Source organism: Vibrio sp. SALL6 (assembly GCF_002002385.1).
In the GTDB taxonomy this organism is placed as follows: Bacteria; Pseudomonadota; Gammaproteobacteria; order Enterobacterales; family Vibrionaceae; genus Vibrio; species Vibrio parahaemolyticus.
This window is the reverse complement of the sequence record NZ_MQVK01000034.1, coordinates 33,476-57,158: the sequence shown is the minus strand read 5'-3', so window position 1 is coordinate 57,158 and position 23,683 is coordinate 33,476. Positions and strand designations below refer to the sequence as shown.

Here is a 23,683-nt window from a genome sequence, read left to right as displayed (position 1 = left end):
ATGATCACACGTTCGCTTTTACGTTCCATGTTTGCAACTTGCGCTTTATTGGTCGCTAGCACGTCCAGTTTCGCGAGTGACAAAATGAAAATTGGTATCACGCTTCAGCCTTATTTCAGCTATGTGCACGCTGTTGTTGGTGACAAAGCGGAAATCTTGCCGCTGGTGGATGCTGGCTTTAATCCTCATAACTACTTACCGCAACCGAATGATCTAAAACGTCTCAATGAAATGGATGTCATCGTGGTGAATGGTATTGGCCATGATGATTTTGCATTGAAGGTGATCAACGCGTCGCAACGTGATGATCTCGTTGTCATTGAAGCCAACAAAGAAGTTCCGCTATTGCCAGCAATGGGACAATCAGTCGGGCAAGGCGCGGTGAATCCACATACGTTCGTTGGGCTCTCAACAACGATTCAAAAGGTTTATACCATCGCGAGCGAGTTGAGCAAGCTCGACCCTGAAAATGCCGATTTCTACCGTAAAAACGCGCGTCAATACGCCAAAACTTTTCGCATGATGAAACGTGATGCCATGTTGTCGTTGGGCGAATTGGACACGGCGGGTATGAAGGTTGCGACAACGCACAACGCATACGGCTACATTCTGCAAGAGTTTGGTGTGGATGTTGCCGCAGTGATTGAGCCAGCTCATGGCGTGGAGCCGAGCGCGAGCCAACTGCAAGAGACGATCGAGAAGATCAAACGATCTGGCATTGATGTGTTGTTTTACGAGCTGAATATGCCAAATCGCTTTGTTGATACCATCGAAGAAGCGACAGGAGTTAAGCTCTACCGTTTTTCTCACATGACGCATGGGGAATACGAAGCGAACAAAGTGGAAGTTGAGATGCGCGAAAACGTTGAGACCTTGATTGAAGCGATGAAGTTCGTGGCAAGCAAACACGCACAGGAGAAAGCGTAATGCTTGGTCCTTCTATCTCGATAGATAATTTAAGTCTCCAATACGGTGACAACGTGATATTGCAAAATGTCACGACAACCTTCGAGCCGGGCAAGTGCCATGTGATCATGGGTCCAAATGGTGGAGGAAAAACCTCGTTGTTGCGCTCCGTACTTGGACTTACGCCTTTTACTGGCCACATTTCCGTTCACTGGCCGAATAAGACTCACAATAAGCTTGGCGGAAACGTTGGTTATGTTCCTCAAAAAGCGATGTTTGAAGCCAGCTTACCGCTAACGGTGATGGATTTTGTGTTGCTGAACCAAACACGAATCCCACTATTCTGGCGCCGTAAAACCAAACAAACACAACGTGCGTTGGTGCAATTAGATCGCGTCGGCATGGCCGCTCGCTCAGATCGTCGTATGGGGCAACTTTCTGGTGGTGAGCAACAGCGTGTGTTGTTCGCTCAGGCTTTGTTAGATGACCCAAGCTTGTTGGTGTTGGATGAGCCTACAACAGGGATGGACGAGCAAGGTGTGCGTTACCTTGAAGGGTTGATACATGAAGTTGTCGCGCAGGGCAAAACGGTGTTAGCGGTTCATCATGATGTCACTGCGGTGCGTCGTTTGGATGCAGAAGTGCACGTTGTTAACCGTCAGATTGTGGCGTCCGGACACCACTCGGATGTTCTCAGCCCAGATCGTATTGAAACATTATTTAAGCACTACACAACCAAAGCGGAGGCGGCGTAATGGAGTGGTTACGAGCACTGGCGGTGAGTGGTGTAGACGCTGGATGGTTGAGCGACAGCTTTGCGTACGCTTTTATGGTGAACGCGATGGTCGCTGCGCTGATTTTGGGGCCGCTACTCGGTGGGCTGGGCACATTAGTGATTGCTAAGCGTTTGGCGTTTTTCTCCGAAGCAGTTGGCCACGCAGCACTGACGGGGATCGCTATTGGTGTTTTACTTGGTGAACCGCCAGAAAACCCAATCATAGGGTTGTTTAGCTTCTGCATGATCTTTGCGTTGCTGCTGCACTTCGTGAGAAATCGCACCAATGTACCTTATGACACGTTGGTCGGTGTATTTCTGGCGTTAGCTCTGGCGGTCGGGGCGGCGTTGCTGATGTACGTCGCACGTAAGATCAACATACACATGCTAGAAAACGTACTGTTCGGTTCGATTTTGACGGTGACCGATAGAGACATCACGTTGCTTGCAGTGAGCTGCTTGATCATCCTGCTGCTGCTGATTCCGACATTTAATCGCATTTTGCTCACGTGTATCAGCCCAGATATTGCTCGCGTGCGTGGCTTCAATACCAGCTTTTACGATTACCTATTCGTCATGATGATCACTTTAGTGACGATCGCCGCAGTGAAGATCATTGGTGCCGTGTTAGTGGGTGCGCTGTTATTGATCCCTGGTGCGACAGCTCGGTTGCTCACCAAGCGAATGGGAAGCTTTGTATTGCTTTCTTCTCTGCTTGCGACGGTTGCTTGCTTGGTTGGCACCATATTGCCAATGGAGCTCGACTTACCGGTGCCATCGGGCGCGTCGATCATCATTGTTTCCGCTGCTTTCTTCTTAACTGCAACGGTTTATCGAATTATTCGTAAAGCGTGATAACGCTTTTACCTACCCAACTTAAGTATCTCGACATGAAAATGAAAACTCTTACTTTAGGTTTAGGATTGATGGCGATGAGTACATTGTCATCATTGGCGATGGCCAAAGATATTTTAACCAGTACCCCTGTGACTTACATGCTGTCACAGCAACTGATGAAAGGAACGGGCGTGGAAACCACATATCTGCCTCCCAAACGCTATGGCATTGAACGCATGGCGAATTGGTTCGCCACTAAAGGTGCAAACCAAGTTTCAGAGGCAGGAAAGAGCGCAACCGTGGCTATTACCATGAGAGCCATTTGGGACCAAGACCCGACGTATGTCTACGCACGACAAGGCAACATTCGTTTGATCGAAATTGATGCGTCACAAGCGATTTCCCCTAGAGCTCAAGGCGTTGCGGCCTTAAAGCTGGAAGATGGAGCCACATCTAAATACGTTTGGTTGAACCCCAGTAATTTAATTCGTATGACAGCGATTGTCGGTGACGATCTGCAAAAGTTGTATCCGCAGTTCCAAGAGCAAATCCAAAGTAATCAACAAGCATTAATGCTTAGCGTGCGTGAGTTGATTAACCAACAACAAGCAGTGATATTTGAAAAAGAGATCGATTCAATCGTGTTGATGAGTGAATCACTAGAAGATTTTGCTTCAGGAAACCAACTTTTTGTCGTCAAACGTCAGTTCAAACCGGAGTTAGAATGGAGTGAAAAAGACAAACTATCTTTAAAAGCTCAGTTTGAACAAGATAAAACACTATGGTTGGTGACGGATAAAAAACCATCAAAAATCTTAACTTCTTTGGTATCACCGGATCGCATACTGCAAATTGATAATATTGACCGTTGGGGTAGTAAGGGTATCAAAACTGAGAAGCCACTCGCACGGTGGAAGATGTAACACGTAAAATGCCACAGAAGTAATGATAGGGAATGAAAAGTTCCCTATTTTTTTGTGGCGTAGATCAAGAATTGAGCACAAATAACACCAGTTGCATAAGAAAGTGTTTGTTTCATTTATATTTCATTACTACTTTGTTATCTGTTCGTTGCGAACGATTCAGTTTTATTCTGTTTTGAAACGAACCGGTACAAACAACTATACGGATGTTAACAATGAAAATGAAAACTCTAGCCGTTGCAGTGGCGGCACTAGCATGTGGTTCACAGGCCTTCGCAGCAGAAGTTTATAACAGCGATGGTACATCTTTATCGATTGGCGGTCACGTTTCTGTTGGCGTGGGTGAGTATTTCGAAGATGAAGTGAAAGTTCACCAAGTGTCTCCGCGTATCAACGTGGCGGGTAAAAAGGACATTGGCAACGGTGTTACTGTAGATGCAAAAGGTGAGTGGTCTTTAAACTACCTTAACGGTGGCGATCAGTCGTTCTCAACTCGTTTGGGTTACATCGGCGCAACTCATGAACAACTTGGTCGTCTTGTTGTTGGTACACAATGGTCACCATATTACGATGTTGGTGGCGTTGCGGATTTACCAATCGCATTTGCCAATGATTTCTTGTACGCAGATGGTTATTACGAGCTAGGATCTTCTCGTGCAGAGAAAATGGTTAGCTACCGCAAAGGTTTCCAGTTTGGTGAAGGTTTTGCTTTCAACCTAGGTTTAGGTTGGCAAGGTGAGCAAACTTCAAAGGCAACAACTTACGAGCAACGTGGTCAAATCGCACTTAGCGGTTCTGTAGCGGGCTTCGGTCTAGGCTACACGTACAGTGGCGGTGATGTGAAGAACGCAGCTCTAGGTACTAAAACAGCTGAATCACACCTATTCTCTGTAAATTACGGTGAGTACGGTTCTGGTCTATACGCTGCTGTTGTTTACGGTATGAATGAATACTTCTACGAGATGCTTGAAGACACATCTCAGCTTGAAGGTCTATTGGCGTACGGTGTAAATAACTGGACGTTCAGCGTTAACTACGAAGGCGTAGAAAACGACAAAGACAACAAGACAGTTAAGAGCGAAACAGCACTACAAGCTGAGTACTCAGTGACTCCTTCGTTCGTTACTTTCGTTGGTTACCAATTCGACCTAGGTAATGACTACAACAACGAAGAGAACGATTACTGGACTCTAGGCGCTCGTTACTACTTCTAATAAATAGGACAGTTTCTACTGCCTAAACACATTTATTGTGTTAACGCCTACTCGTTGTGAGTAGGCGTTTTTCTTTCCGCTTTGGTGGTGATTTCCCCCTAAGCAGGTGGAATGAGGTTTAGGCTTAAATTGCTTCTCTGCTTCGAGAATGTGTCCAAACAAAAATGCCCGCAGTGTGCGGGCATTTTTATGAGTGGCGTGTATATGCTTATTTTTTATCGAGCAAGTCGAGGAAGAACGCGTACTCCAATGCATCTTCTTTCAAACGTTTGAATCGGCCAGATGCGCCGCCGTGTCCTGCTTCCATATCGGTTTTGAACAACAAGACGTTATCGTCGGTTTTCATTTCACGAAGCTTGGCTACCCACTTCATCGGTTCAAAGTACTGCACTTGAGAGTCGTGTAAGCCTGTTGTCACCAACATGTTCGGGTAGTTTTGCGCTTTGACGTTGTCGTAAGGCGAATAACTCAACATGTAGTCATAGTATGTTTTATTGTTCGGGTTACCCCATTCATCATACTCATTCGTGGTGAGTGGAATCGATTCATCAAGCATCGTTGTAACAACATCGACAAATGGAACATGTGCGCCAATACCGCGATACAGCTCAGGGGCTTGATTAATAATGGCACCCATCAATAAACCGCCCGCGGATCCACCAACGGCGAAGACTTGGTCTTTCGCGCCGTAGCCTTGCTCAACCAAACCTTTAGTCACATCAATAAAGTCGTTGAAGGTATTCTGTTTGGTGAGTTTTTTACCATCTTCATACCAAGGTCGGCCTAGCATTTCAGAACCGCGAATGTGAGCGATTGCAAATACAAAACCACGGTCCAACAGACTTAGTCGTGCAGAGCCGAACGTCGGTTCGATGGTCGCACCGTAAGAGCCGTAACCGTATTGGTAAAGCGGATTTGTACCATCTTTCTTAAACAAGTCCTTACGATACACCAGTGACACAGGGACCTCTTTTCCATCACGTGCTTTGATCATGATGCGCTCTGATTGGTAGTTATCCGCATCAAAGTCACCCAATACAGGTGTCTGCTTCATGATTTCAGATTCGCCCGTTTTCAGATCGAAGTCGTAGTAGGTTCCTGGAGTAGTCAAGCTACTGTAGTAAATGCGAACTTTTTTGTTATCCAGTTCGAAGTTGCCTGTTAAGTATGCCGCGAACGCATCGTCATTAAATGTGAGCGGGAATTCTTTTCCTGTTGAAAGCTGACGCACAGTGACGCTCGCTAGACCGTTAGAGCGCTGCTCATAGACGAGGTGGTCATCGAATAGCTCGAAGTCAACAAGTTGAGTATTGTCGTCTGCGGCAATCACATCTTGCCATTTAGAACGATCGTGCATCTCCTCTTGCTTAACTTTCATCAAACGGAAGTTGACGGCTTGATAGTTGGTATAAATGTAATACCAATTGTCTAGCTTGGAAATGCTGTATTCAATGCCATCTTCACGAGGGTAGAACGGTTCCGCCTTCGCTTTAGGATTGTTCGCATCGATGATGGAGACGCCGCTGGTCTCTGTACTCGAATGCCAAATGTAAACCTCGTCACCATCTTTGCTTTTGCTTAGTGAGGTGTAATAGGCGCTGTCGGTTTCTTCAAAAATCAGCTCATCGCTGCTTTGTGGTGTGCCTAATACGTGACGATAAACTTGATAGCCTAGCAAGGTTTGTGGATCTTTTTTGATGTAATAGAACGCGTTGTTGTCGTTCTGCCATGCGACAGCGCTTGACGCCCCTTCAATTTCATCTTGTAAGTAATTACCTGTGGTCAGATCTTTAATCTTAATGGTGTAAACACGGCGGCTTAATGTATCTTCGCCATACGCCAATAAGTTTTCATTCGGGCTGACGTACAGGCCACCAATACTGAAAAATTCATGCTCTTTCGCAAGTTCATTGACATCTAAGATGACTTGTTTGTCTTTACCAGCAAAATCTTTCGCTCGAAGATGAACTTCGTATTCGTTATCTCCGGTAACTTCACTTGAGTAGAAGTAGTTTCCTTTACGCACAGGAACGGAGTTGTCGTCTTTTGCTATGCGACCTTTAATTTCTTCAAATAGCTCATTTTGAAGAGTTTCAGTGTGCTTGAGAACGGTTTCCGCATACTGATTTTCTTGCTCTAGGTGCTGCAAAATTTCTGGATCTTTACGCTCGTCGTCACGCATCCAGTAGTAGTTATCAACGCGAGTATCACCATGATTGGTCATCGCGTGAGGGATTTTTTTTGCAACCGGGGCTTGAGTTTGCTGAGCAACGATCTGTGATTGGGAATATTGAGTCATGGTTGGAGTTCCTTGATTGCTGCATCCGGCGATAAGCGCGACCGATACGGCCAACGTAGTTAAAGTGAAACGCATCTGTTTATCCTTATATTTTATACCTAAGTTGCCTCATCCTGAGGGTATGGACTTTGGTTTCATTGAGAGTTTTCAGGCTGGTCACGCTTTTGTTTTAGAGAGCAGAAATGTGGTTCGAGAAGTGAATACTCTCACCATTTCTGAACGGCTCATTGTTGTGACCTGTTGGCTTGAAAACGCATTGTGTAAGCAACTGTTATTTTTAACAAATATCACTTCTAAAGTTAAATCATTCTCATCAATAAATAGACGGAGTGTGATATGAAAAAAGGGACACACTATTTCGTGCGTCCCTTTTCAATGCGTTGGTCAGATTGAAATGTCGGTTAAATGACTTGTGGCATTTCGTTTGAGTGATCGTGCGCTCTGTGTACCCACAATAGACCAAGCATCGCGACAATTGACATTGCCATCATCAAAACACCAAGCGGCATTTGGTTATGCGCTGGGAATAGCGATGCAAGCAAGGTTGCAATACCGGCGCCCAAGTTCTGCATACCACCCAGAGTCGCACCAGCTGTCCCCGCGTGGTAAGGGAACGGAGCAATTGCGCCTGTTGTTGCCGCAGGGAACAGAATGCCCGCACCTAGGAAATAAATAGTTGCGCCACCAATTAACGTCAGTGCAGTTGTTACGCCAAACAAGCCTGGGATTAATACGACGGCTGAACCGATAAAGATCGACACCAAACCAACATTTAGCGCACGACGCTCAGAGCGACGCTGCGCGATATAGCTAGACAAACCTGCTCCCACTAAGTAGCCCGGGATCGGCAAGATAAACAGCAAACTTACAGTAGTGGCTGGTAATGCCAATACACCACCTAGTAATACCCCAGCAGCTGCTTCGAACACACCTACGCCGGCAAACGTCGCAACTAGGCAGATTAAAAAGCCTTGGAAGCGGCGGTCAGACAGAACGTGCTTGTAGCTTTTTGCCACTGGTTCGAACTTGCGTTTCTCTTTTGGCAGAGTCTCTATCATGCTGGTCATCATGGTAATCACCACCGCGATGCCGAACAGGGCTAGAAATAGGTAGCTAGAGCGCCAACCAAATGCTTCTGTTAGGTAGCCGCCAAGTACTGGTGCCATGAGTGGTGAGAAAATCACGCACATGCTGATCAAGCTGTTTGCACGATGCAGCTCAGCACCTTCAAAGCAGTCGCGAGTTAGAGTTCGTGACATCGCGCCGCCACAACCGATCCCCAAACCTTGAATGAAGCTACCAGCCAAGAACCACTCAAATTGGTGTGCAAATAGCGCCACCAAAGTACCTAGGATGTAGATAAGTAGACCGATAATAATGATCGGTTTACGACCTAAGCGGTCTGATAGCGTACCGTATGCAAATTGAGACAAGCCATATGGGATCAGGTAACAAGCCATCACTGCTTGAAGTGATGACGCAGATACCAAAAACTCACCCGCCATATGACCGATTGAAGGCACGTACATTGTCTGGGTCATTTGACCCACGGCAGTCAATATTGCGATTAAAAAGGTAAGTTTCGCTAATGGAAACGAGGCAGACATTTGCGTATCTCTCCAAAAAATTTAAGACGTAAAAACCCTTAGCTCTCCAAGTCGAAGTGCCAATTTATTGCTGGTGTTACGGGGTTATTTGCGCGAGATATTAGTGCTTGCCTATACAATTAGCAATCTAAAAGTGTGAACTTGAGCAAGATAAAAATCTATGATTTGGATTAGAAAAACTAATCTTTATTTTGTGGGGGGAAACGCATGATGCCATTTCCTCAATTAAGGGGAGGTTTCTATGTCGATTCGACATATGGTTATTGCTAGATCATTGGTTCTACTGATAAAAACAGTAGATGAGAAAGTACCAATCTTTAGTGTGGGAAAAAGAGATTTTAGGTGAGGAAAAGGCTTAACAAGCCGCGATAAAGAAAAAGGGAGCCGAAGCTCCCTTAGAAATGATTATGTCTATTCGCGGCCAGATGCGTATGCGTAAAGCATTTCTAGCGCAATGGTTGCTCCCGCTAGTGCGGTAACATCACTGTGGTCATATGGAGGCGATACTTCTACAACATCCATACCCACGATATTCATGCCGGCTAAGCCACGAATAATTTTCAGCGCTTTGTCTGAGTTCAAGCCACCACAAACTGGTGTACCTGTTCCCGGTGCAAAGGCTGGATCCAAGCAGTCGATGTCAAAAGTAACATACACAGGCTTGTCTGCGACGGTGCGACGAATCTCTTCTAAGATCTCGTTCACCGACATGTCATTCGCTTGCATCGCATTAATCACATTGAAGCCGTGATCTTGCTGTTTGTACTCGGTACGAATACCGATTTGTACTGAGTTCTTCGCTGAGATCAAACCTTCTTTCGGCGCATGGTAGAACATCGTACCGTGATCGTATGAACTGCCATTTGCGTAGGTATCCGTATGAGCGTCAAAGTGTATCAAAGCCATTTGACCATGATGCTTTGCGTAAGCACGTAGGATAGGCAGTGTGATGAAGTGGTCACCGCCCAATCCCAACATGGTTTTGCCGCTTTTTAGAATTTCACTGGTTGCCGCCTCTAGACGGTAAGTGAAATCTTCCGCATCACCGCAATCGAACACAAGGTCGCCCGCGTCGATCACTTTCAGTTTATCCAATACGTTGAAGTCCCAAGGGAACTTCTTACCTTCCCATGCCAAGTTGACTGAGGCACGGCGAATTGCATCTGGACCCATGCGTGCGCCTGGACGACCAGATGTAGCCATGTCCAGAGGAACCCCTAGCACCACAACGTCTGCGTCTGCCGATACCGGATTACGAATGTACGGTAGACGTAAAAACGACATAGAGTTGGAGTAAAGCGAATAATCGGTTTTAGTAAACAAATCATTCATATCAGAAGTCCTCTAAATAGGTGTATCCCGCTAGACCTTGTTCTAGTTCTGCTAGGATTTGTGCTTGTTCATTGGCTTCAACTCGTTGGGAAACCAATTGTTTGTAATTGTCACGAATCGCATCCACGTCGATATGAACGTAGCGCATCATGTCTTCTACACTATCACCTTCATTGATGTAACTGATCTCAAATTGACCGTGTTCATCAACATTGACTACTGCACTATGGGTGTCGCCAAATAGGTTGTGCATGTCACCAAGGATTTCTTGGTATGCGCCTACTAGGAAAAAGCCCATTAGGTACGGTTTGTCTTTGCTCCAAGCTGGTACAGGTAGCGTGCTCTCGATGCCTTGACCATCAACGTAGTGATCGATCGCGCCATCAGAGTCACATGTGATGTCCAACATCACAGCACGACGCTCTTCCGCATCGCCAAGACCAGAAAGTGGCAGAACAGGGAACACCTGATCAATACCCCAAGCATCTGGTAGAGATTGGAAGAGAGAAAAGTTCACGAAGAACTTATCTGCAAGACGTTCGCTCAACTCGTCCAGAATCGGACGGTGGAAGCGATTCTTAGTGCTCATCTTGCGGCTTAGTTCGAAGTAAATACGCAGTGACAGTTGTTCTGCCCATGCACGTTGCTCCAAGTTAAGCACGCCAGTTGCGAATTGAGAGTGTACCTCTGCCAAATCACTTTGGGTATCGTTGTAGATCTCAATTAACGCACGAGCGTCTGTACCATCTTGTAAGTTTTCCCAGTTTCGCCACATGTTCTGTAGCAAGAGTGGTGCATCTACGCCCAGTTCATGCACTTCTTCCGGTTGGTATGTTTCGGTACCAATTACGTTCGAAATCAATACAGCGTGGTGTGCTGTCAGTGAACGCCCGGATTCAGAAATGATCACTGGCATTGGTTGTTCGTATTGCTGACACACATCGCCCACTGTGTTGACGATATTACGCGCGTACTCTGCAAGGCCGTAGTTCATCGAGTTCGATGATTGGCTGCGTGTGCCGTCGTAGTCGACTGCCAAACCGCCGCCCACATCGAAGTATTCGATGTTTGCACCCAGTGCGCGTAGTTCGCAGTAGAAACGAGCAGATTCGTTCACACCATTACGTACGTCACGGATGTTTGCCATCTGTGAGCCAAGGTGGAAGTGAACCAATTGCATCGCATCTAGGCTACCTTCGCGTTTCAGACGTTCAATAACGCTGAGCACTTGCGATGCAGACAAACCAAACTTCGATTTTTCACCGCCACTTGCTTGCCATTTCCCTGCACCTTGAGAGGCGAGGCGAATGCGCAAACCAAGGCGCGGTTTTACGCCCAAGCTTTTCGCTTCTTCTAGCACCAGATCCAGCTCAGAAAGCTTCTCTAGTACGATGAATACTTTGTGGCCTAGCTTTTCACCGATCAGTGCAAGACGCACATACTCACGGTCTTTGTAGCCGTTACACACGATCACGGAGCTGCCTTGTTGAGCCAATGCAAGTACTGCCAACAATTCTGGCTTGCTACCCGCTTCAAGACCAAGCTGTTTGGTTTCTAGTTGAGCTTGGCTCGCTAGAATTTCATCCACCACTTCACGTTGTTGGTTTACTTTAATTGGGTACACCAACAGGTATTTGTTTGGATATTGGTATTCTTCAATTGCTTGGTTGAAAGCGTGGCAAATTCCATGCACACGTTGGTGCACGATTTGCGGGAAGCGCACTAATACAGGCAGATTTAACTGCTGCGCTTCTAGCTCATTTACAATGGCACTGAAAGGGATTTGATGTGCACGATCACTACGAGGTGATACGTAAACCTCGCCTTGGTCATCAATACCGTAGAAACCTTGGCTCCAGTAGTGAACGTTGTAGTCCGCGCGGATGCGGTCTAATTTAGTTGCTTTTTCCAACTCGATTCTCACAAAAATGTACTTAAATCCTTAATTAATTAGAAGGAAAAGTACAAAAAAGCAAATCATGAGGTATTAACCTCATACCCTGACACGAACTCCGTGTGCGCGCATTAACGGATAAAAGTGCCTCTGAGTCTAATGATTAAAATCTATCATCTCGATTATGATTTGTTGTCGTAGTTGGGTGTGAACATTTGTTTACCGGAGCGTAGATTCTGCTGTTATAGTTGGTCTGACCAGCAAGGAAGCGGTCATGAAAAATCTCACTCAAATAAGGACATATTTTGCAGCTGCACAGAATTCAGGGATACATTCAGACCATGTATCTCGCCGAATATCCCGATAAATTAATGTTGCTTGATGGTGCAAGTCGAGCAGACATTCCTCACCTTAAAGATTTTATTGAACATCAACTCCATCGCCCTTTTTCTGACCTAAAGTTGGTCGTTGTCACTCATATGCATCCAGACCACGCTGGTGGCGCGCACAAGCTGCGTGATTTGACTGGATGCAAAGTGTTAGCAGCAAAGCGAGAAAGCCAGTGGTATGACGGTGTAGATGGTTGGTTAATGCATTTAACCGATTTGATGTTGGCGCGCTGGATGGCGAACCGGATGCGTAAACCAAAGCGAAACCTGTGGTATTCGCGCAAGCTAAAGCCCGATATCGAACTCATCGATGGTGAGTGTATTCCGGGGTTTGATGATTGGCAGGTACTAGAAACGCAAGGACATACCGATAGAGATCTGTCGGTTTATCATTCTGAACAAGATGTATTGTATGTGGCGGATTTGATGGTGCAGGTTAAGAAGCATCTTATTGCGCCGTTTCCCATATTTCATCCAAACCAATATCGCCAATCGTTAAAGCGCGTGTTTGAAATGAATCCGCAATGTTTGCTTTTGGCACATGGGGGAGAGGTGACTTTTGATGAGAAAGCGTATCAGCACATTCTGCATACTGCGCCGACTAAGCCGATGACCCATTGGCGAGTGACAAAAGTTAAAGCGAGGGGATTGTTGTTTGCGCTATTTCGTAGGAAGTAGATGAAGGCAAAGCCAGACGAGTGATGCTCAACAAAAACGTTCGATCACTCATCTGAAGCTACGGGGTTAAGACGCCAATAAGTGAGATTGGCTAGGGTCTACCAGCACTTTGTCTGCCATACCCTGACGACCTAACAACATCATGTAAGTCATTTTTTCACGGTTAGTCAGCGTAATGTCGATTGGCCATTCTTGGTCGCCCAAACGTAGCATCGTGGTGATGACGCAGCGGTGCTCAAAAGTACCGTTCGAAGACTTAACCTTGCGGTTTGCCTTTAGCTTCGCTGTGCAGCGAACCACTTGTTCTAAGTGATAAACATCCGGGTGTAGATCGAATGCAACGTAAGACTGACCATCTTTTTCAAAGCAATCAATGTTATCTACATGCAATGAAGATGTTTGTGCGCCCGTATCAATACGCGCTTCAAGGTGAGTAATCCCTAACTCTGGCAAGCAAATAGCTTCGGCATTCCCAATGATCATTTTCTGATTCATAGTGTCATCCTAGCGACGAGTAACAAGAGAGCCGGATTTTGGCTCTCTTGTGCGTTAAACAAAAATCAACCTTTACCGCGAGTACGGTTTGAATTTGGCTTAGCGTTTTTCTCGATAAAATCGAAGATCATACCAGCAACGTCTTTACCTGTTGCTAGTTCGATGCCTTCTAGGCCAGGTGAAGAGTTCACTTCCATCACCACTGGACCATTTTTAGATTGAAGGATATCCACACCACAAAGGTTCAAGCCCATCACTTTCGCTGCATTTACAGCGGTTGCGCGTTCTTCTTTGCTTAAGCGTACGAGTTGCGCAGAACCGCCACGGTGAAGGTTCGAACGGAATTCGCCTTCTTTTGCTTGGCGCTTCATTGCAGCAATAACTTTGTTACCGACAACAAAACAGCGGATGTCCGCGCCTTTTGCTTCTTCGATAAACTCTTGCACCATGATGTTTGCTTTCAAACCCATGAATGCTTCGATCACACTTTCTGCCGCTTTATTTGTTTCAGCAAGTACAACACCGATGCCTTGAGTACCTTCTAGCAATTTAATGACTAGAGGTGCGCCACCAACGTTTTTGATCACGTCCTGAATGTTGTCAGGGTGGTGAGCAAAGCCCGTGCGCGGCAAACCGATGCCTTTACGTGATAGCAATTGCAATGAACGCAATTTGTCACGAGAGCGGCTGATCGCTACAGATTCGTTGACACAAAATGTGCCCATCATTTCAAACTGACGCACAACAGCAGTGCCGTAGAAAGTGATGGATGCACCGATACGTGGAATAACAGCATCGTATTGCGGCAATTCTTCACCCTTATAGCGGATCATAGGGTTGTTGCTCGTAATGTCCATATAACAGTGCAGAGTGTCGATAACATCGATTTGATGCCCACGCTCTTCACCCGCCTGTTTTAGGCGCATGGTTGAATATAAATTCTCATTACGAGAGAGAATAGCAATACGCATGGCAATTCCTTAGTAAGTCAGTACCAAATTAAAATATAAGTATAGAGTATAGAATGTAGTAGGCAGGTGATCATGGTATGACATAACCTACTTACTTCAACGATTTAGAAGTGTGGTTGAACAACCACGTCGTCAGAGGTGCGCACCTTAGGTTTTTTTGTTACAAGTTTAAAACGAAAAAAAGCATTCGTTACGACAAAAATTATTTGTCGATTTATCGCGCCTTACAGCGATTGTGTGTCAATAGTTTAGCGAATAAAACCAGTGAAAAAATCATGGGCATTGAGTTTGAAATTCGCGCAAAAAACGCGCGGATTTACTTGCGCAAGGCCATGCATATTGGCGTTATTGGAACAAAAATCACAACAGAAAAGATTTTTTAGCCACTATAAATTTTACGAAACTTATACAAAAGGTGGTCTTAACCAATGCCCCCCCCCACTTTCTTTGCGAAAGACGCTTATTTCCCAATGATGCCTGATAACACCTCTTTTATCGTGGTATAGCGCAGCGGTAATGTGCGCCCCCGTTTTTTGACTAAATACAAATCCTCATAAACAGTTTGTTTTAGCTGCGCGACGTGCAATTCTTCTCTATTTGGAAAGCTTTCTACTGCACTTTGAGGCAACACCGTAAATCCCAATCCTTTGCTAACTGGCAATAATATTTGGCTTAATTGATTGACGAAGCCCGAAAGCGGCATGTCACTCATTTTTATCTCTTTTAATTGTGGCTCTGCACATTGGTCAAAAAACAACGTCATATAGTGCTCGGCATCGGGATGGCCAATAACACCGCATTTTTGCAAGATCTCAGGCGTTAAGGGCTCGGCTTTATATGCGTGGGGAAGGATCAAGCACAGCGCTTCTCGACCGATTCGTTCGCTTTGGTAGTGGCTTTTGTTTGGAGCATCAGTCACGATGCCGATATCAATACGGCCTTCAGAGATACCATTAAGAATAGATTGGTTTGGCGCGGCTTCTAAGTGGATGGACAAACTAGGATATTGCGTTTGTTGCTCTAATAGCGGGCCGTAAAGCATGAGGGCCAACGCACCGGAACAAGCGAGTTTACAATGGCCAGAATAGGCATCATCAAAGCTGAGTTCTTCTAGTAAGCTTTTTTCGCGCTCCTCTAGCTCCAACGCATAGGCGTAAACCATACGACCTTGTTCGGTGAGCTCGAAACTTTTGTTCTCACGTTTAATCAAGGCATGCTGACAACTTTGCTCTAACTTCTTGATGTGTTGGCTAACACCGGGTTGAGTCATGTAGAGCTTTTCTGCGGTTTGCGTAAAGTGGCCGACTTCGACCAGAGTCTTAAACGTGTGTAACCAAACGGGATTAAGCATAGTGCGTGATGTGCTGTGAGCTTGCTAAGAGACGTTGAGAAAATAATAGCATGGCACTGCCCGAAATAAATCGGCCGAAGTGATTTGGGGTGGTTCGCGAATGGTAAATAGCAAACAAAATAAAACCCCGCCTGATTTCCCAGACGGGGCTTATTCTCTTTCGCAGCAATCCAGCTACTAATAGGTGCTCCCTGCATCTATCCTTGATTGTGGCTAAGTCCTTTAACCGAGTTCCTTGTTCATCGCCTTCCTAGCGGTGTCCATTCTTGCCTATCATCCTGACGGGCGAACTCTATCCTAGAGCTTAACTACATCCTTGCTGATAACTCATCCTAAGCTACCAAATCTTCATCCTGAAGATACCTAGTCCATTAGGCTTTTTTCCTGTTCCCGCCAACATCCTGTCGACACAATCAGTATTGATGTTTTGCTGATTACTCTCAATCAGCTAGGTAAAAAAACTTTGGCAGCGAATATTATGAAAAATACTATAAGTTTTAATTTACAATTGGTTATATACATTTTTTGATTTTATCTTAGTCAAAAATGGTCGTTTTTCTTACATCGCTTGTGAGAGATCTCGCACAAGGTGTCGAGCAAATGTCCGAATTGGCGTCGTTTTTATCCTGTTTAAGAATTTGCTCAAGATCACAACTCGATTTGTAACCATAAAATTTGGCGATGGTGTTAGGTGGGATTTCTATTTCTCTGATAGCGAATTTTGCCCATTCATCGCGTGTCTTGTGCAAGATTTGGCGTAGCTTGATAGTGAAGTGGCTCATAAAAGCTTCCTTAGTTAGCTTGTCTTTACAAGGCAAGAATAAGGAGAGGGGCAACACCAAGTTGATAGTATGCCGTTTAATATCAATACTATTTCGGCGTGATGAAGATTATGTCGGCAATACTGATATTATTTGAGCGTGAAACAATACTATCTTGTGGAGTAGCCAATGGCGCACATCGAAAAAGTACCGCAGAGACCAGGTTTTTCTTGGCGCTATCGTCGCATTGATGAGGTAGAGAAAGAGTACGACCTCCATTTTCACGATGATGTGTTTGAGTTGGTCATCCATCGACACTTCACTGGCAGTTTGCATATTGGTCATCACGAATTAGAAGTGACTCACAACCAAATGCTATTGATCGCGCCTGGTGTGCCTCATTCAATTCACTCCACATTGGTCGAAAGCAAGTGCGAGACTCATGTGATTTGGTTTAAGCGTGAGTGGATTGCCAATTTGATGTTCTATTGCGCAGAGCTTAGAAAGCTTGACCCGCTTTTAAAGGCGGCCAATAAAGGTGTGGTGTTTTCTGAACGGACAGCTCAGCACGTGGTGGATCTTCTGCATGAGCTCATGACGTTTCCTGCAATGGAGCAACTATCGAGATTTCTCCATGTTTTGTCTCTGATTGCTCACGATGAAGGAGCAAAAACACTGATGACTCACTCATACTTATCGATGAGTGAACACGAGCTACAGGAAAGAGAGCGCGTGGCAAGTGTTAACGCGTATCTCGAACAACACTTTGCAACTAAGGTGACGCTCGCAGACTTGGCGAACTACTTATCGCTGAGTGAAAGTGCGGTCACAAGATTGTTTCAAAAGCACTTTAAAGAGCCGTTTAGCCAACGTCTAATGAAATTGCGGATCAATCATGCCGCAGATTTGCTGCAATCTACGTCGTTGCCGATTGGGATTGTGTTTGAGCGAGTCGGATATCGTAATCAAGCCCTGTTTAATCGCCACTTCAAAACGTACAAAGGACTAACACCACGCGACTACCGCCAGCATTATCAGCAGCGAATTCAGCCTTAATGGGAATGGTATGCAACTGCTAGTAAGAACGTGAAAAGAGTTACTCGACGGAAAGTGATGTGCAATTGGTATATTACTTGCAAAGTTTTTCAGGAATCATTATTAAGATTCAATGACAGTTAATTTAGGGAACTTGATTGCCATTTTTCTGTCATATCTCGTGAGTAATTTGACCGTGTCAGGAAGGTAATAATCGGTTTTAGGTGTCAAAAATGGCTGCAATAGAACCGTTTTTATCATTATGTTGTGAAATGAGTCACGGTTAAATAATTGGTTCCCTTATAGATTGAAGGGGATAAAAAACCTTAGACAATAAGCTCATAAAGAGCGTTACTTATAGAAGATGAGGGAGATTACTATGAAAAAAATGAGAAGAGCTCAGCTACATCGTGTTCGCATCCAGTACTGGAAAGATACGAAAGAAGCAACAGCTAAGAAATCATAGTTAACCATACTCGAAGTCCTTGAGCTGGCAATAGAATTCAAACGTTCTCTACGCATTGCCAGCTCCAAACACCACCAACACTTCAAATCTAATTTTAAATTCAGTTTCATCACCCATAAAAAAAGCCAGTCCGAAGACCAGCTTTCTCTAACGTATTTGCTTGCCTGCTATTACAGGTAGTTTGCGTCAAGCAAGTCGCCAGCTTTCGCGCTTTTCACTTCTGGACGAGCTTCTAACCAAGCAACGACTTGTGCTTTTTGCTCTTCTGTCGCGCTACCGTAACGTTCTGTAGAACATAGGAAGCCTTCAAATAGCTCCAGACCGCCGCCGCCAAAGCATAGACCTAGAGTATCAATGTAGTCGATAAAGTCATCAACGAATGCATCGTAACGGTCGAAGTCGTTGATGTCTGTTTCACAGCTGATTTCGAAACCTAGGATTGCGAACTCACCTAAGAACAGCTTTTTACGGATACGACGGTTCTTGTTATCGATTTTGTCTAATTTCATGATTCTCTCTCGTAGATGATTTGAGTACGTACACCTTATACCTTCTATCAGACTTTAGCCCAAGAAAAATCAGAATGAAGCGATACAGTTGGCGATTATGTAATCAAACCTAAGGATAGGTTGGCGTTGTGCACGATTTTTGAGCTCTGGAGTGTTGCATTGCTCGCTGTGGGAAGTGAGAGAGGAGGAATATATGAAGAGTCGATAGGGATACGGAGTTGCCGTGTCTCGTTTATTGAGTGATCACATCATTGAAATACAAGTTTCATATAGATTGAGCATTTCTGTCATTTTTCTTCTCCAAACTTCTTGCCGTTCAACAATTTATTCACTAACTATAAGATCGGGAAAGTAAAAATGAGCAAGGAAACCTTCGACGCAACGCGTTATAACCAAAGCGATAACAAGCCTTTTGAAGAAGTACTAGAAGCGAGTCTATCTCGTCGTAGCATCTTAAAAGGTGGCCTTGGTATCAGCGCAATGACTGCGTTTGGTGCTTTTGGATTGGCGGGCTGTAATTCTTCGAGCTCTGGCACGTCGGCAAGTAACGGTTCTGGCGTTTCGAAAGCGGTACTTAACTTTGACTCAATTCCTGGCTCGTTGACTGATGCCGTTTCTATTCCACAGGGTTATACCGCTCAGGTACTAGTACCTTGGGGTACACCGCTGAATGCTCAAGGCAGCGCGTGGAAAAATGATGGCAGCAATACCAGCTCAGACCAACTTAACGCGTTGGGCATGCACCATGATGGCATGCACTTTTTCCCATTAAATGACAGTACGACCGACGGCCTTCTTTGCATCAACCATGAATACATTGATACATCAGCACTGCATCCAAACGGTCCAACAGTTGCGAATGGCGTTCGCACAATAGTTGATGAAGTTCGCAAAGAGATTAACGCTCACGGCGTTTCCGTTGTTCGTATTCAGCTAGAAGACAATATGTGGAAATTGGTGGATACCGATCCGCTTAACCGCCGATACACTGGTGCGACAGTGATGGATTTATCTGGCCCAGTCGCTCACACGGCGCTTACTGTGACGCGTTTTTCGCCTGATGGCAGCCAAGCTCGTGGTACGTTAAACAACTGTGGCAACGGCTATACGCCGTGGGGCACTTACCTCACGTGTGAAGAGAACTGGCCCGGTTACTTCGTTAATACGGGGACTCGCACAGAAGAACAAGATCGTATTGGTGTGGATGATAAGAGCACGCGCTACTTGTGGGAAACATTGGCAGGTAACGCAGAAGAGCGTTTAGATGAGTTCACGCGTTTTAATGTTGCACCAACAGGCACCAGCTCTGCGGACGATTACCGTAACGAAGCGAACGGCCATGGCTACATTGTAGAAATTGACCCATATACCCAAAACTCTCGTGCGAAAAAACGTACCGCGCTTGGTCGCTTCCGCCACGAAGGTTGTGCTTTCGGTAAGCTAGAAGCAGGCAAACCCGTAGTATTTTACTCAGGTCATGATTCTCGTTTTGAATACCTTTATAAGTTCGAATCTACAGCGACTTGGGATCCTGCTGATGCAAATCCTGCGAATCGCTTGGCGACGGGCGACAAGTACATGGACGAAGGCACACTTTACGTTGCGCGTTTCAATGAAGACAGCACAGGTACTTGGTTGCCGCTAACGCTTGATAGTGTGACGACATCTGGTGGTACGCTTGCTGATCATTTTAACTCGTTAGCGGAAGTTATCATTAATACGGCTGGCGCGGCTGACCTTGTTGGCGCAACGCCAATGGATCGTCCTGAATGGTGTTCGGTTGACCCGTTCACAGGCTCTGTCTATCTCACGCTAACCAATAACACGCGCCGCACAGACGAAACGAATCCAGCAAATCCGCGCTTAAACAACAAGTTTGGTCACGTTATTCGTTGGGATGAAGGCACTTCTGCGACAGACTTTACTTGGGATATCTTTGTCTTTGGTTCGCCTGCAAATGGTGATGCAGACACAAACCGTTCTGGCTTGAATGAGTTTAACCAGTTTGCAAGTCCAGATGGCTTGGCATTTGATGGTCGCGGTATTCTTTGGATTCAAACTGATAACGGCGCAGATGAAGTCACGTCTTACACCAACGACCAAATGCTGGCGGTTGTACCATCTAAACTCACGAATGAAAATGGCGATCAAGCAGTGATCGGTGCAGACAACCAAGCAGAGCTGAAACGCTTCTTTGTTGGTCCAAACGGTTGTGAAGTGACAGGCTTTACCATTAGCCCAGATTACAAATCGCTATTTGTAAACATTCAACACCCTGGTAACTGGCCATACAGTGATGATGCCGCGCAAGAAACTCCGGCTGGAACTACAGTTCGTCCTCGTGCTGCAACCGTTGTGATTCGTCGTGAAGATGGTGGCGAAATAGCGGTTTAATCTCATCGTGTATTAAGACCTTAAAACTCAAGCCCTGCAATTGCAGGGCTTGATGTTTAGGCTTGTGTTTCGCTGTCATTCACATATGTGCGTTAGCGTTTTAACGAACCACCTGCGGTACGAATCACATCCTGATACCAGTAGAAGCTCTTTTTGCGTTTACGTTCTAAAGTGCCTTGTCCATCATCGTGACGATCAACGTAGATATATCCGTAACGCTTGCTCATTTCTGCCGTTGAGTTGGCTACTAAATCAATCGGCCCCCAACTGGTGAAACCCATTAATTCCACGCCATCAAGAATGGCTTCGTGCGCTTGCACTAGGTGATCGTTGAGGTAGGCAATGCGGTAGTCATCTTGAATTTCGCCATTTTCGTCAAATTCATCTCTCTCTCCCAAACCATTTTCCACGATAAAGAGCGGCTTTTGGTAGCGATCGTGCAAGAAGTTCAACAAAATACGCAGACCTTTGGGATCGATCAACCAGCCCCATTGGCTCTTTTCCAAATATGGATTTGGCACGCTCTCAACAATATTGCCGACTTCCTTCTGTTTCGGATCCGCGCTCGCACAGCCACTGGCGTAGTAGCTAAAGGAGATAAAGTCGACACTGGCCGAGGCGATGTCTTCTAAATCGCCGTCTTCCATCTGGATCTCGATGCCATTTTCATGGAAATAGCGCTTCATATAACCAGGATACTGACCACGAGTTTGCACATCACCGAAGAACAACCACTTGTTGTTTTCATGCATGGCGGCTAACACATCATCAGGGTTACAAGTGTATGGGTAGTTCATGGCACCCAGTAACATGTTGCCGATTTTGCCATTCGGTACAATTTTCTGGCACAGCTTCACTGCTTTAGCATTCGCCACCAATTGACGGTGAATCGCTTGGTAAATCTCTTGCTCTGTTGCGTCTTCTGGCAAACCAACCCCAGTAAATGGTGCATGCAGAGACATGTTGATTTCGTTGAAGGTAAGCCACAGTTTGACCTTATCTTTGTAGCGTTCTAACACGGTTTTAGCGTAACGCTCGAAAAACTCGATCACTCGACGATCGCCCCAACCACCATAATTCTCAACCAAGGCGTAAGGCATCTCGTAATGAGAAAGCGTCACAAATGGTTGCATGTCGTGTTTGGCTAGCTCATCAAAAATGTTGTCGTAAAACGCCAGTCCTTCTTCGTTTGGCTCCAGTTCATCGCCATTAGGAAAAATACGACTCCAAGCGATGGACAAGCGCAGGCAGGTGAATCCCATCTCTTTAAATAGAGCAATATCTTCTGGATAGCGATTGTAGAAATCGATCGCAAGATCTTTGATACCGGGCGTTCGTTCTTCACGCGTTTGATGCGGGCTCAGAATGCCGTTTGGCAACATATCTGATGTTGATAAACCTTTACCCCCAAGGTTGTATGCCCCCTCTACTTGGTTTGCAGCAATGGCACCACCCCAAAGGAAATTATCTGGAAACTTAATCATGTTTCTCACTCTTTTATCATTAGAAAATTGCAGTTACTTGGATTTTTCTTTGCTTGAGAATAGTGCAGGTCACATCACGATTCTTGTAGCCAGATCGACTTTCTGAAGGGCGATTGGTTCGGTTTTAGAAAAGACGCCAACCGAAGCTAATCTGGTTGGCGTAACTATTCAGGTGGTGAATCAGAAAGTGAAGGCTAAGTTCGCCGCTGCTCCGAATTGATTATCGCCTGCGTAAGAACCTGCTAGGTCAAGGCTAACAACATCAAATGGGCTGATCCCAATACCACCAGTGACGGAGTTATCTAGGTTATTCTCCAGATCTATTTCATAGCCTGCGCGAAGTTGTGCCCATCCCCATGCGTCGCCTTCGATACCGATGCGCACAAATTGAGTGTCATCATCAAGTTCTTTAAAGCGCTTTTGCGTGGTTAGATCGGCGTCTAAGCTCAGTGCTACGTAGTTACTCACGTAGCCAATCCCAACGGTTGCTTGAGGAGTGAGTTCGTAGGTATAACTACCGAGTTTGGTTTTAATGTCTTGCTTGAAGACATCCTTAACGGACAAACCTGCACGAAAGGCTTCGTGATACCAAGCGATGCCAACATCCATATTGAAGGCGTTTTTTGAGACTTCGCTTTTGTCGTAATCTTCAATATCAAAGTCATCAAGCGTTGTACGTTGGGTGTAAGTTTTGAGTTGTTGATATTTAGGTGTGAGGCCAAAGGCGACGGTTTGTCCGCCAAGAGTATAGGTTCTTGATAGAGAGACGCCATATTCTGCGCTGCCAAATGCCGCCAAATTAACTGCCGAGTTTAGGTATCGCTCAGCGGTGTTGGTGGCGTCAGAAATATCAGGTGCTGCAAGAATCTCCACATAGCCAGCGCTAAAAAGGTTCATTGACATAAAACGTGTTGGTATCGCGATGGCAAAGGTTAATCCACCGTTGATAACGATCGGCATACTGCTATCTAGCTGATCTAACAGTCGATTCATTGCAGCTTCGTCTGTGGGAGTGGGTAGCCCCTGAATGCTGTCATACAAATCTTGTACATCATCGACGGTCGAAAGAGCGTCATCTTCATCGTGAATATTGACGCCAAAGGCGGGGATCAGTAGACCAATATCATCATTTTCTCGATAAAGTGCACCAAGCGCAGGGTTGTGAAGTGGAGCAGTTAAATAATCTGCCGATACCACTCCAGTATTTCCCATACCGTGACTGCGAGCATCGGCTGCATAAGGCGCAGCAAAGGCAGGAAGTGACAACAAAGTAAGGGCACTTGTCACTGCTAAAGTTGTTTTTCTCATAACGCGTCCATTCTTACTTGAAGTAAATACTTGTAATAAGTTAACGGTTGGATGC

General features: G+C 45.5%; 19 protein-coding genes. 8 read left to right on the top strand and 11 right to left on the bottom strand.

The window, feature by feature from the left end; genetic code table 11:
- From BIW15_RS20560 to BIW15_RS20540, 5 genes are all read left to right on the top strand, one after another.
- Positions 1-927, top strand: a complete 927-nt coding sequence (locus BIW15_RS20560; RefSeq protein ID WP_025504831.1) for a metal ABC transporter substrate-binding protein — start codon at positions 1-3, stop codon at positions 925-927.
- Positions 927-1,661: a metal ABC transporter ATP-binding protein gene (locus BIW15_RS20555; protein WP_077281560.1), complete on the top strand. Its 735-nt coding sequence runs from the start codon at positions 927-929 to the stop codon at positions 1,659-1,661. The genes BIW15_RS20560 and BIW15_RS20555 overlap by 1 nt, the downstream gene beginning before the upstream one ends.
- Positions 1,661-2,536 (top strand): metal ABC transporter permease, encoded by an 876-nt coding sequence (locus tag BIW15_RS20550; protein ID WP_005479618.1) that lies wholly within the window; start codon positions 1,661-1,663, stop codon positions 2,534-2,536. The genes BIW15_RS20555 and BIW15_RS20550 overlap by 1 nt, the downstream gene beginning before the upstream one ends.
- 35 nt (positions 2,537-2,571) lie before the next feature.
- Positions 2,572-3,441, top strand: coding sequence for an ABC transporter substrate-binding protein (locus BIW15_RS20545; protein ID WP_077281559.1), 870 nt, complete (start codon positions 2,572-2,574; stop codon positions 3,439-3,441).
- 215 nt (positions 3,442-3,656) lie between these two features.
- Complete coding sequence (locus tag BIW15_RS20540; protein WP_077281558.1) at positions 3,657-4,655, top strand: porin; 999 nt, start codon at positions 3,657-3,659, stop codon at positions 4,653-4,655.
- Positions 4,656-4,863: 208 nt separating this feature from the next.
- Here BIW15_RS20540 and BIW15_RS20535 read toward each other — a convergent pair whose 3' ends face one another.
- The 4 genes from BIW15_RS20535 to speA form a co-directional block, all read right to left on the bottom strand.
- On the bottom strand, positions 4,864-7,029 hold the full coding sequence (locus tag BIW15_RS20535) for a S9 family peptidase (protein ID WP_077281557.1): 2,166 nt from the start codon (positions 7,027-7,029) through the stop codon (positions 4,864-4,866).
- A gap of 326 nt (positions 7,030-7,355) precedes the next feature.
- Positions 7,356-8,561 carry a multidrug efflux MFS transporter EmrD gene (gene emrD, locus BIW15_RS20530; RefSeq protein ID WP_042765987.1) on the bottom strand — a complete coding sequence of 402 codons (1,206 nt, stop codon included), beginning with the start codon at positions 8,559-8,561 and terminating at the stop codon, positions 7,356-7,358.
- A gap of 411 nt (positions 8,562-8,972) precedes the next feature.
- Positions 8,973-9,893 (bottom strand): agmatinase, encoded by a 921-nt coding sequence (gene speB / locus BIW15_RS20525; protein WP_005393578.1) that lies wholly within the window; start codon positions 9,891-9,893, stop codon positions 8,973-8,975.
- A 1-nt stretch (position 9,894) separates the two neighbouring features.
- Positions 9,895-11,805, bottom strand: coding sequence for an arginine decarboxylase (gene speA, locus BIW15_RS20520; protein ID WP_021451067.1), 1,911 nt, complete (start codon positions 11,803-11,805; stop codon positions 9,895-9,897).
- A gap of 323 nt (positions 11,806-12,128) precedes the next feature.
- On the opposite strand from speA, the gene BIW15_RS20515 reads away from it, so the two are divergent.
- Positions 12,129-12,854 carry an MBL fold metallo-hydrolase gene (locus BIW15_RS20515; protein WP_021450327.1) on the top strand — a complete coding sequence of 242 codons (726 nt, stop codon included), beginning with the start codon at positions 12,129-12,131 and terminating at the stop codon, positions 12,852-12,854.
- Positions 12,855-12,920: 66 nt separating this feature from the next.
- Here BIW15_RS20515 and BIW15_RS20510 read toward each other — a convergent pair whose 3' ends face one another.
- The 4 genes from BIW15_RS20510 to BIW15_RS25430 all read right to left on the bottom strand — a co-directional run bounded on the left by BIW15_RS20510 (position 12,921) and on the right by BIW15_RS25430 (position 16,453).
- Positions 12,921-13,349, bottom strand: coding sequence for a RimK/LysX family protein (locus BIW15_RS20510; RefSeq protein ID WP_005459284.1), 429 nt, complete (start codon positions 13,347-13,349; stop codon positions 12,921-12,923).
- 65 nt (positions 13,350-13,414) lie between these two features.
- Entirely contained in the window at positions 13,415-14,320 is a 906-nt protein-coding gene (gene rimK / locus BIW15_RS20505; RefSeq protein WP_005459235.1) for a 30S ribosomal protein S6--L-glutamate ligase, read from the bottom strand.
- Positions 14,321-14,780: 460 nt separating this feature from the next.
- Positions 14,781-15,671: a LysR family transcriptional regulator gene (locus BIW15_RS20495; RefSeq protein WP_077281556.1), complete on the bottom strand. Its 891-nt coding sequence runs from the start codon at positions 15,669-15,671 to the stop codon at positions 14,781-14,783.
- Positions 15,672-16,207: 536 nt separating this feature from the next.
- On the bottom strand, positions 16,208-16,453 hold the full coding sequence (locus BIW15_RS25430) for a hypothetical protein (protein WP_306291489.1): 246 nt from the start codon (positions 16,451-16,453) through the stop codon (positions 16,208-16,210).
- A 168-nt stretch (positions 16,454-16,621) separates the two neighbouring features.
- Here BIW15_RS25430 and BIW15_RS20485 point away from each other — a divergent pair, with 168 nt between their 5' ends.
- Positions 16,622-17,488 (top strand): helix-turn-helix domain-containing protein, encoded by an 867-nt coding sequence (locus tag BIW15_RS20485; protein ID WP_005459287.1) that lies wholly within the window; start codon positions 16,622-16,624, stop codon positions 17,486-17,488.
- Between the two features lie 615 nt (positions 17,489-18,103).
- Here the strand turns inward: BIW15_RS20485 and BIW15_RS20480 are convergent.
- Positions 18,104-18,442 (bottom strand): YggL family protein, encoded by a 339-nt coding sequence (locus tag BIW15_RS20480; protein WP_005459294.1) that lies wholly within the window; start codon positions 18,440-18,442, stop codon positions 18,104-18,106.
- 357 nt (positions 18,443-18,799) lie between these two features.
- Between BIW15_RS20480 and BIW15_RS20475 the strand changes: the two genes are divergently transcribed.
- Positions 18,800-20,836, top strand: coding sequence for a PhoX family phosphatase (locus BIW15_RS20475; RefSeq protein WP_077281554.1), 2,037 nt, complete (start codon positions 18,800-18,802; stop codon positions 20,834-20,836).
- A 92-nt stretch (positions 20,837-20,928) separates the two neighbouring features.
- Here BIW15_RS20475 and BIW15_RS20470 read toward each other — a convergent pair whose 3' ends face one another.
- Entirely contained in the window at positions 20,929-22,320 is a 1,392-nt protein-coding gene (locus BIW15_RS20470; protein ID WP_077281553.1) for a glycoside hydrolase family 1 protein, read from the bottom strand.
- A gap of 180 nt (positions 22,321-22,500) precedes the next feature.
- Positions 22,501-23,628, bottom strand: a complete 1,128-nt coding sequence (locus BIW15_RS20465) for a conjugal transfer protein TraF (protein WP_077281552.1) — start codon at positions 23,626-23,628, stop codon at positions 22,501-22,503.
- Between the last annotated feature and the right edge of the window lie 55 nt (positions 23,629-23,683).

Bases quoted from the DNA above. Each gene is read 5' to 3' on its own strand.
- BIW15_RS20560 (WP_025504831.1), top strand. From the start codon at position 1: ATGATCACACGTTCGCTTTTACGTTCCATGTTTGCAACTTGCGCTTTA.
- BIW15_RS20555 (WP_077281560.1), top strand. From the start codon at position 927: ATGCTTGGTCCTTCTATCTCGATAGATAATTTAAGTCTCCAATACGGT.
- BIW15_RS20550 (WP_005479618.1), top strand. From the start codon at position 1,661: ATGGAGTGGTTACGAGCACTGGCGGTGAGTGGTGTAGACGCTGGATGG.
- BIW15_RS20545 (WP_077281559.1), top strand. From the start codon at position 2,572: ATGAAAATGAAAACTCTTACTTTAGGTTTAGGATTGATGGCGATGAGT.
- BIW15_RS20540 (WP_077281558.1), top strand. From the start codon at position 3,657: ATGAAAATGAAAACTCTAGCCGTTGCAGTGGCGGCACTAGCATGTGGT.
- BIW15_RS20535 (WP_077281557.1), bottom strand. From the start codon at position 7,029: ATGCGTTTCACTTTAACTACGTTGGCCGTATCGGTCGCGCTTATCGCC.
- emrD (WP_042765987.1), bottom strand. From the start codon at position 8,561: ATGTCTGCCTCGTTTCCATTAGCGAAACTTACCTTTTTAATCGCAATA.
- speB (WP_005393578.1), bottom strand. From the start codon at position 9,893: ATGAATGATTTGTTTACTAAAACCGATTATTCGCTTTACTCCAACTCT.
- BIW15_RS20515 (WP_021450327.1), top strand. From the start codon at position 12,129: ATGTATCTCGCCGAATATCCCGATAAATTAATGTTGCTTGATGGTGCA.
- BIW15_RS20510 (WP_005459284.1), bottom strand. From the start codon at position 13,349: ATGAATCAGAAAATGATCATTGGGAATGCCGAAGCTATTTGCTTGCCA.
- rimK (WP_005459235.1), bottom strand. From the start codon at position 14,320: ATGCGTATTGCTATTCTCTCTCGTAATGAGAATTTATATTCAACCATG.
- BIW15_RS20495 (WP_077281556.1), bottom strand. From the start codon at position 15,671: ATGCTTAATCCCGTTTGGTTACACACGTTTAAGACTCTGGTCGAAGTC.
- BIW15_RS25430 (WP_306291489.1), bottom strand. From the start codon at position 16,453: ATGAGCCACTTCACTATCAAGCTACGCCAAATCTTGCACAAGACACGC.
- BIW15_RS20485 (WP_005459287.1), top strand. From the start codon at position 16,622: ATGGCGCACATCGAAAAAGTACCGCAGAGACCAGGTTTTTCTTGGCGC.
- BIW15_RS20480 (WP_005459294.1), bottom strand. From the start codon at position 18,442: ATGAAATTAGACAAAATCGATAACAAGAACCGTCGTATCCGTAAAAAG.
- BIW15_RS20475 (WP_077281554.1), top strand. From the start codon at position 18,800: ATGAGCAAGGAAACCTTCGACGCAACGCGTTATAACCAAAGCGATAAC.
- BIW15_RS20470 (WP_077281553.1), bottom strand. From the start codon at position 22,320: ATGATTAAGTTTCCAGATAATTTCCTTTGGGGTGGTGCCATTGCTGCA.
- BIW15_RS20465 (WP_077281552.1), bottom strand. From the start codon at position 23,628: ATGAGAAAAACAACTTTAGCAGTGACAAGTGCCCTTACTTTGTTGTCA.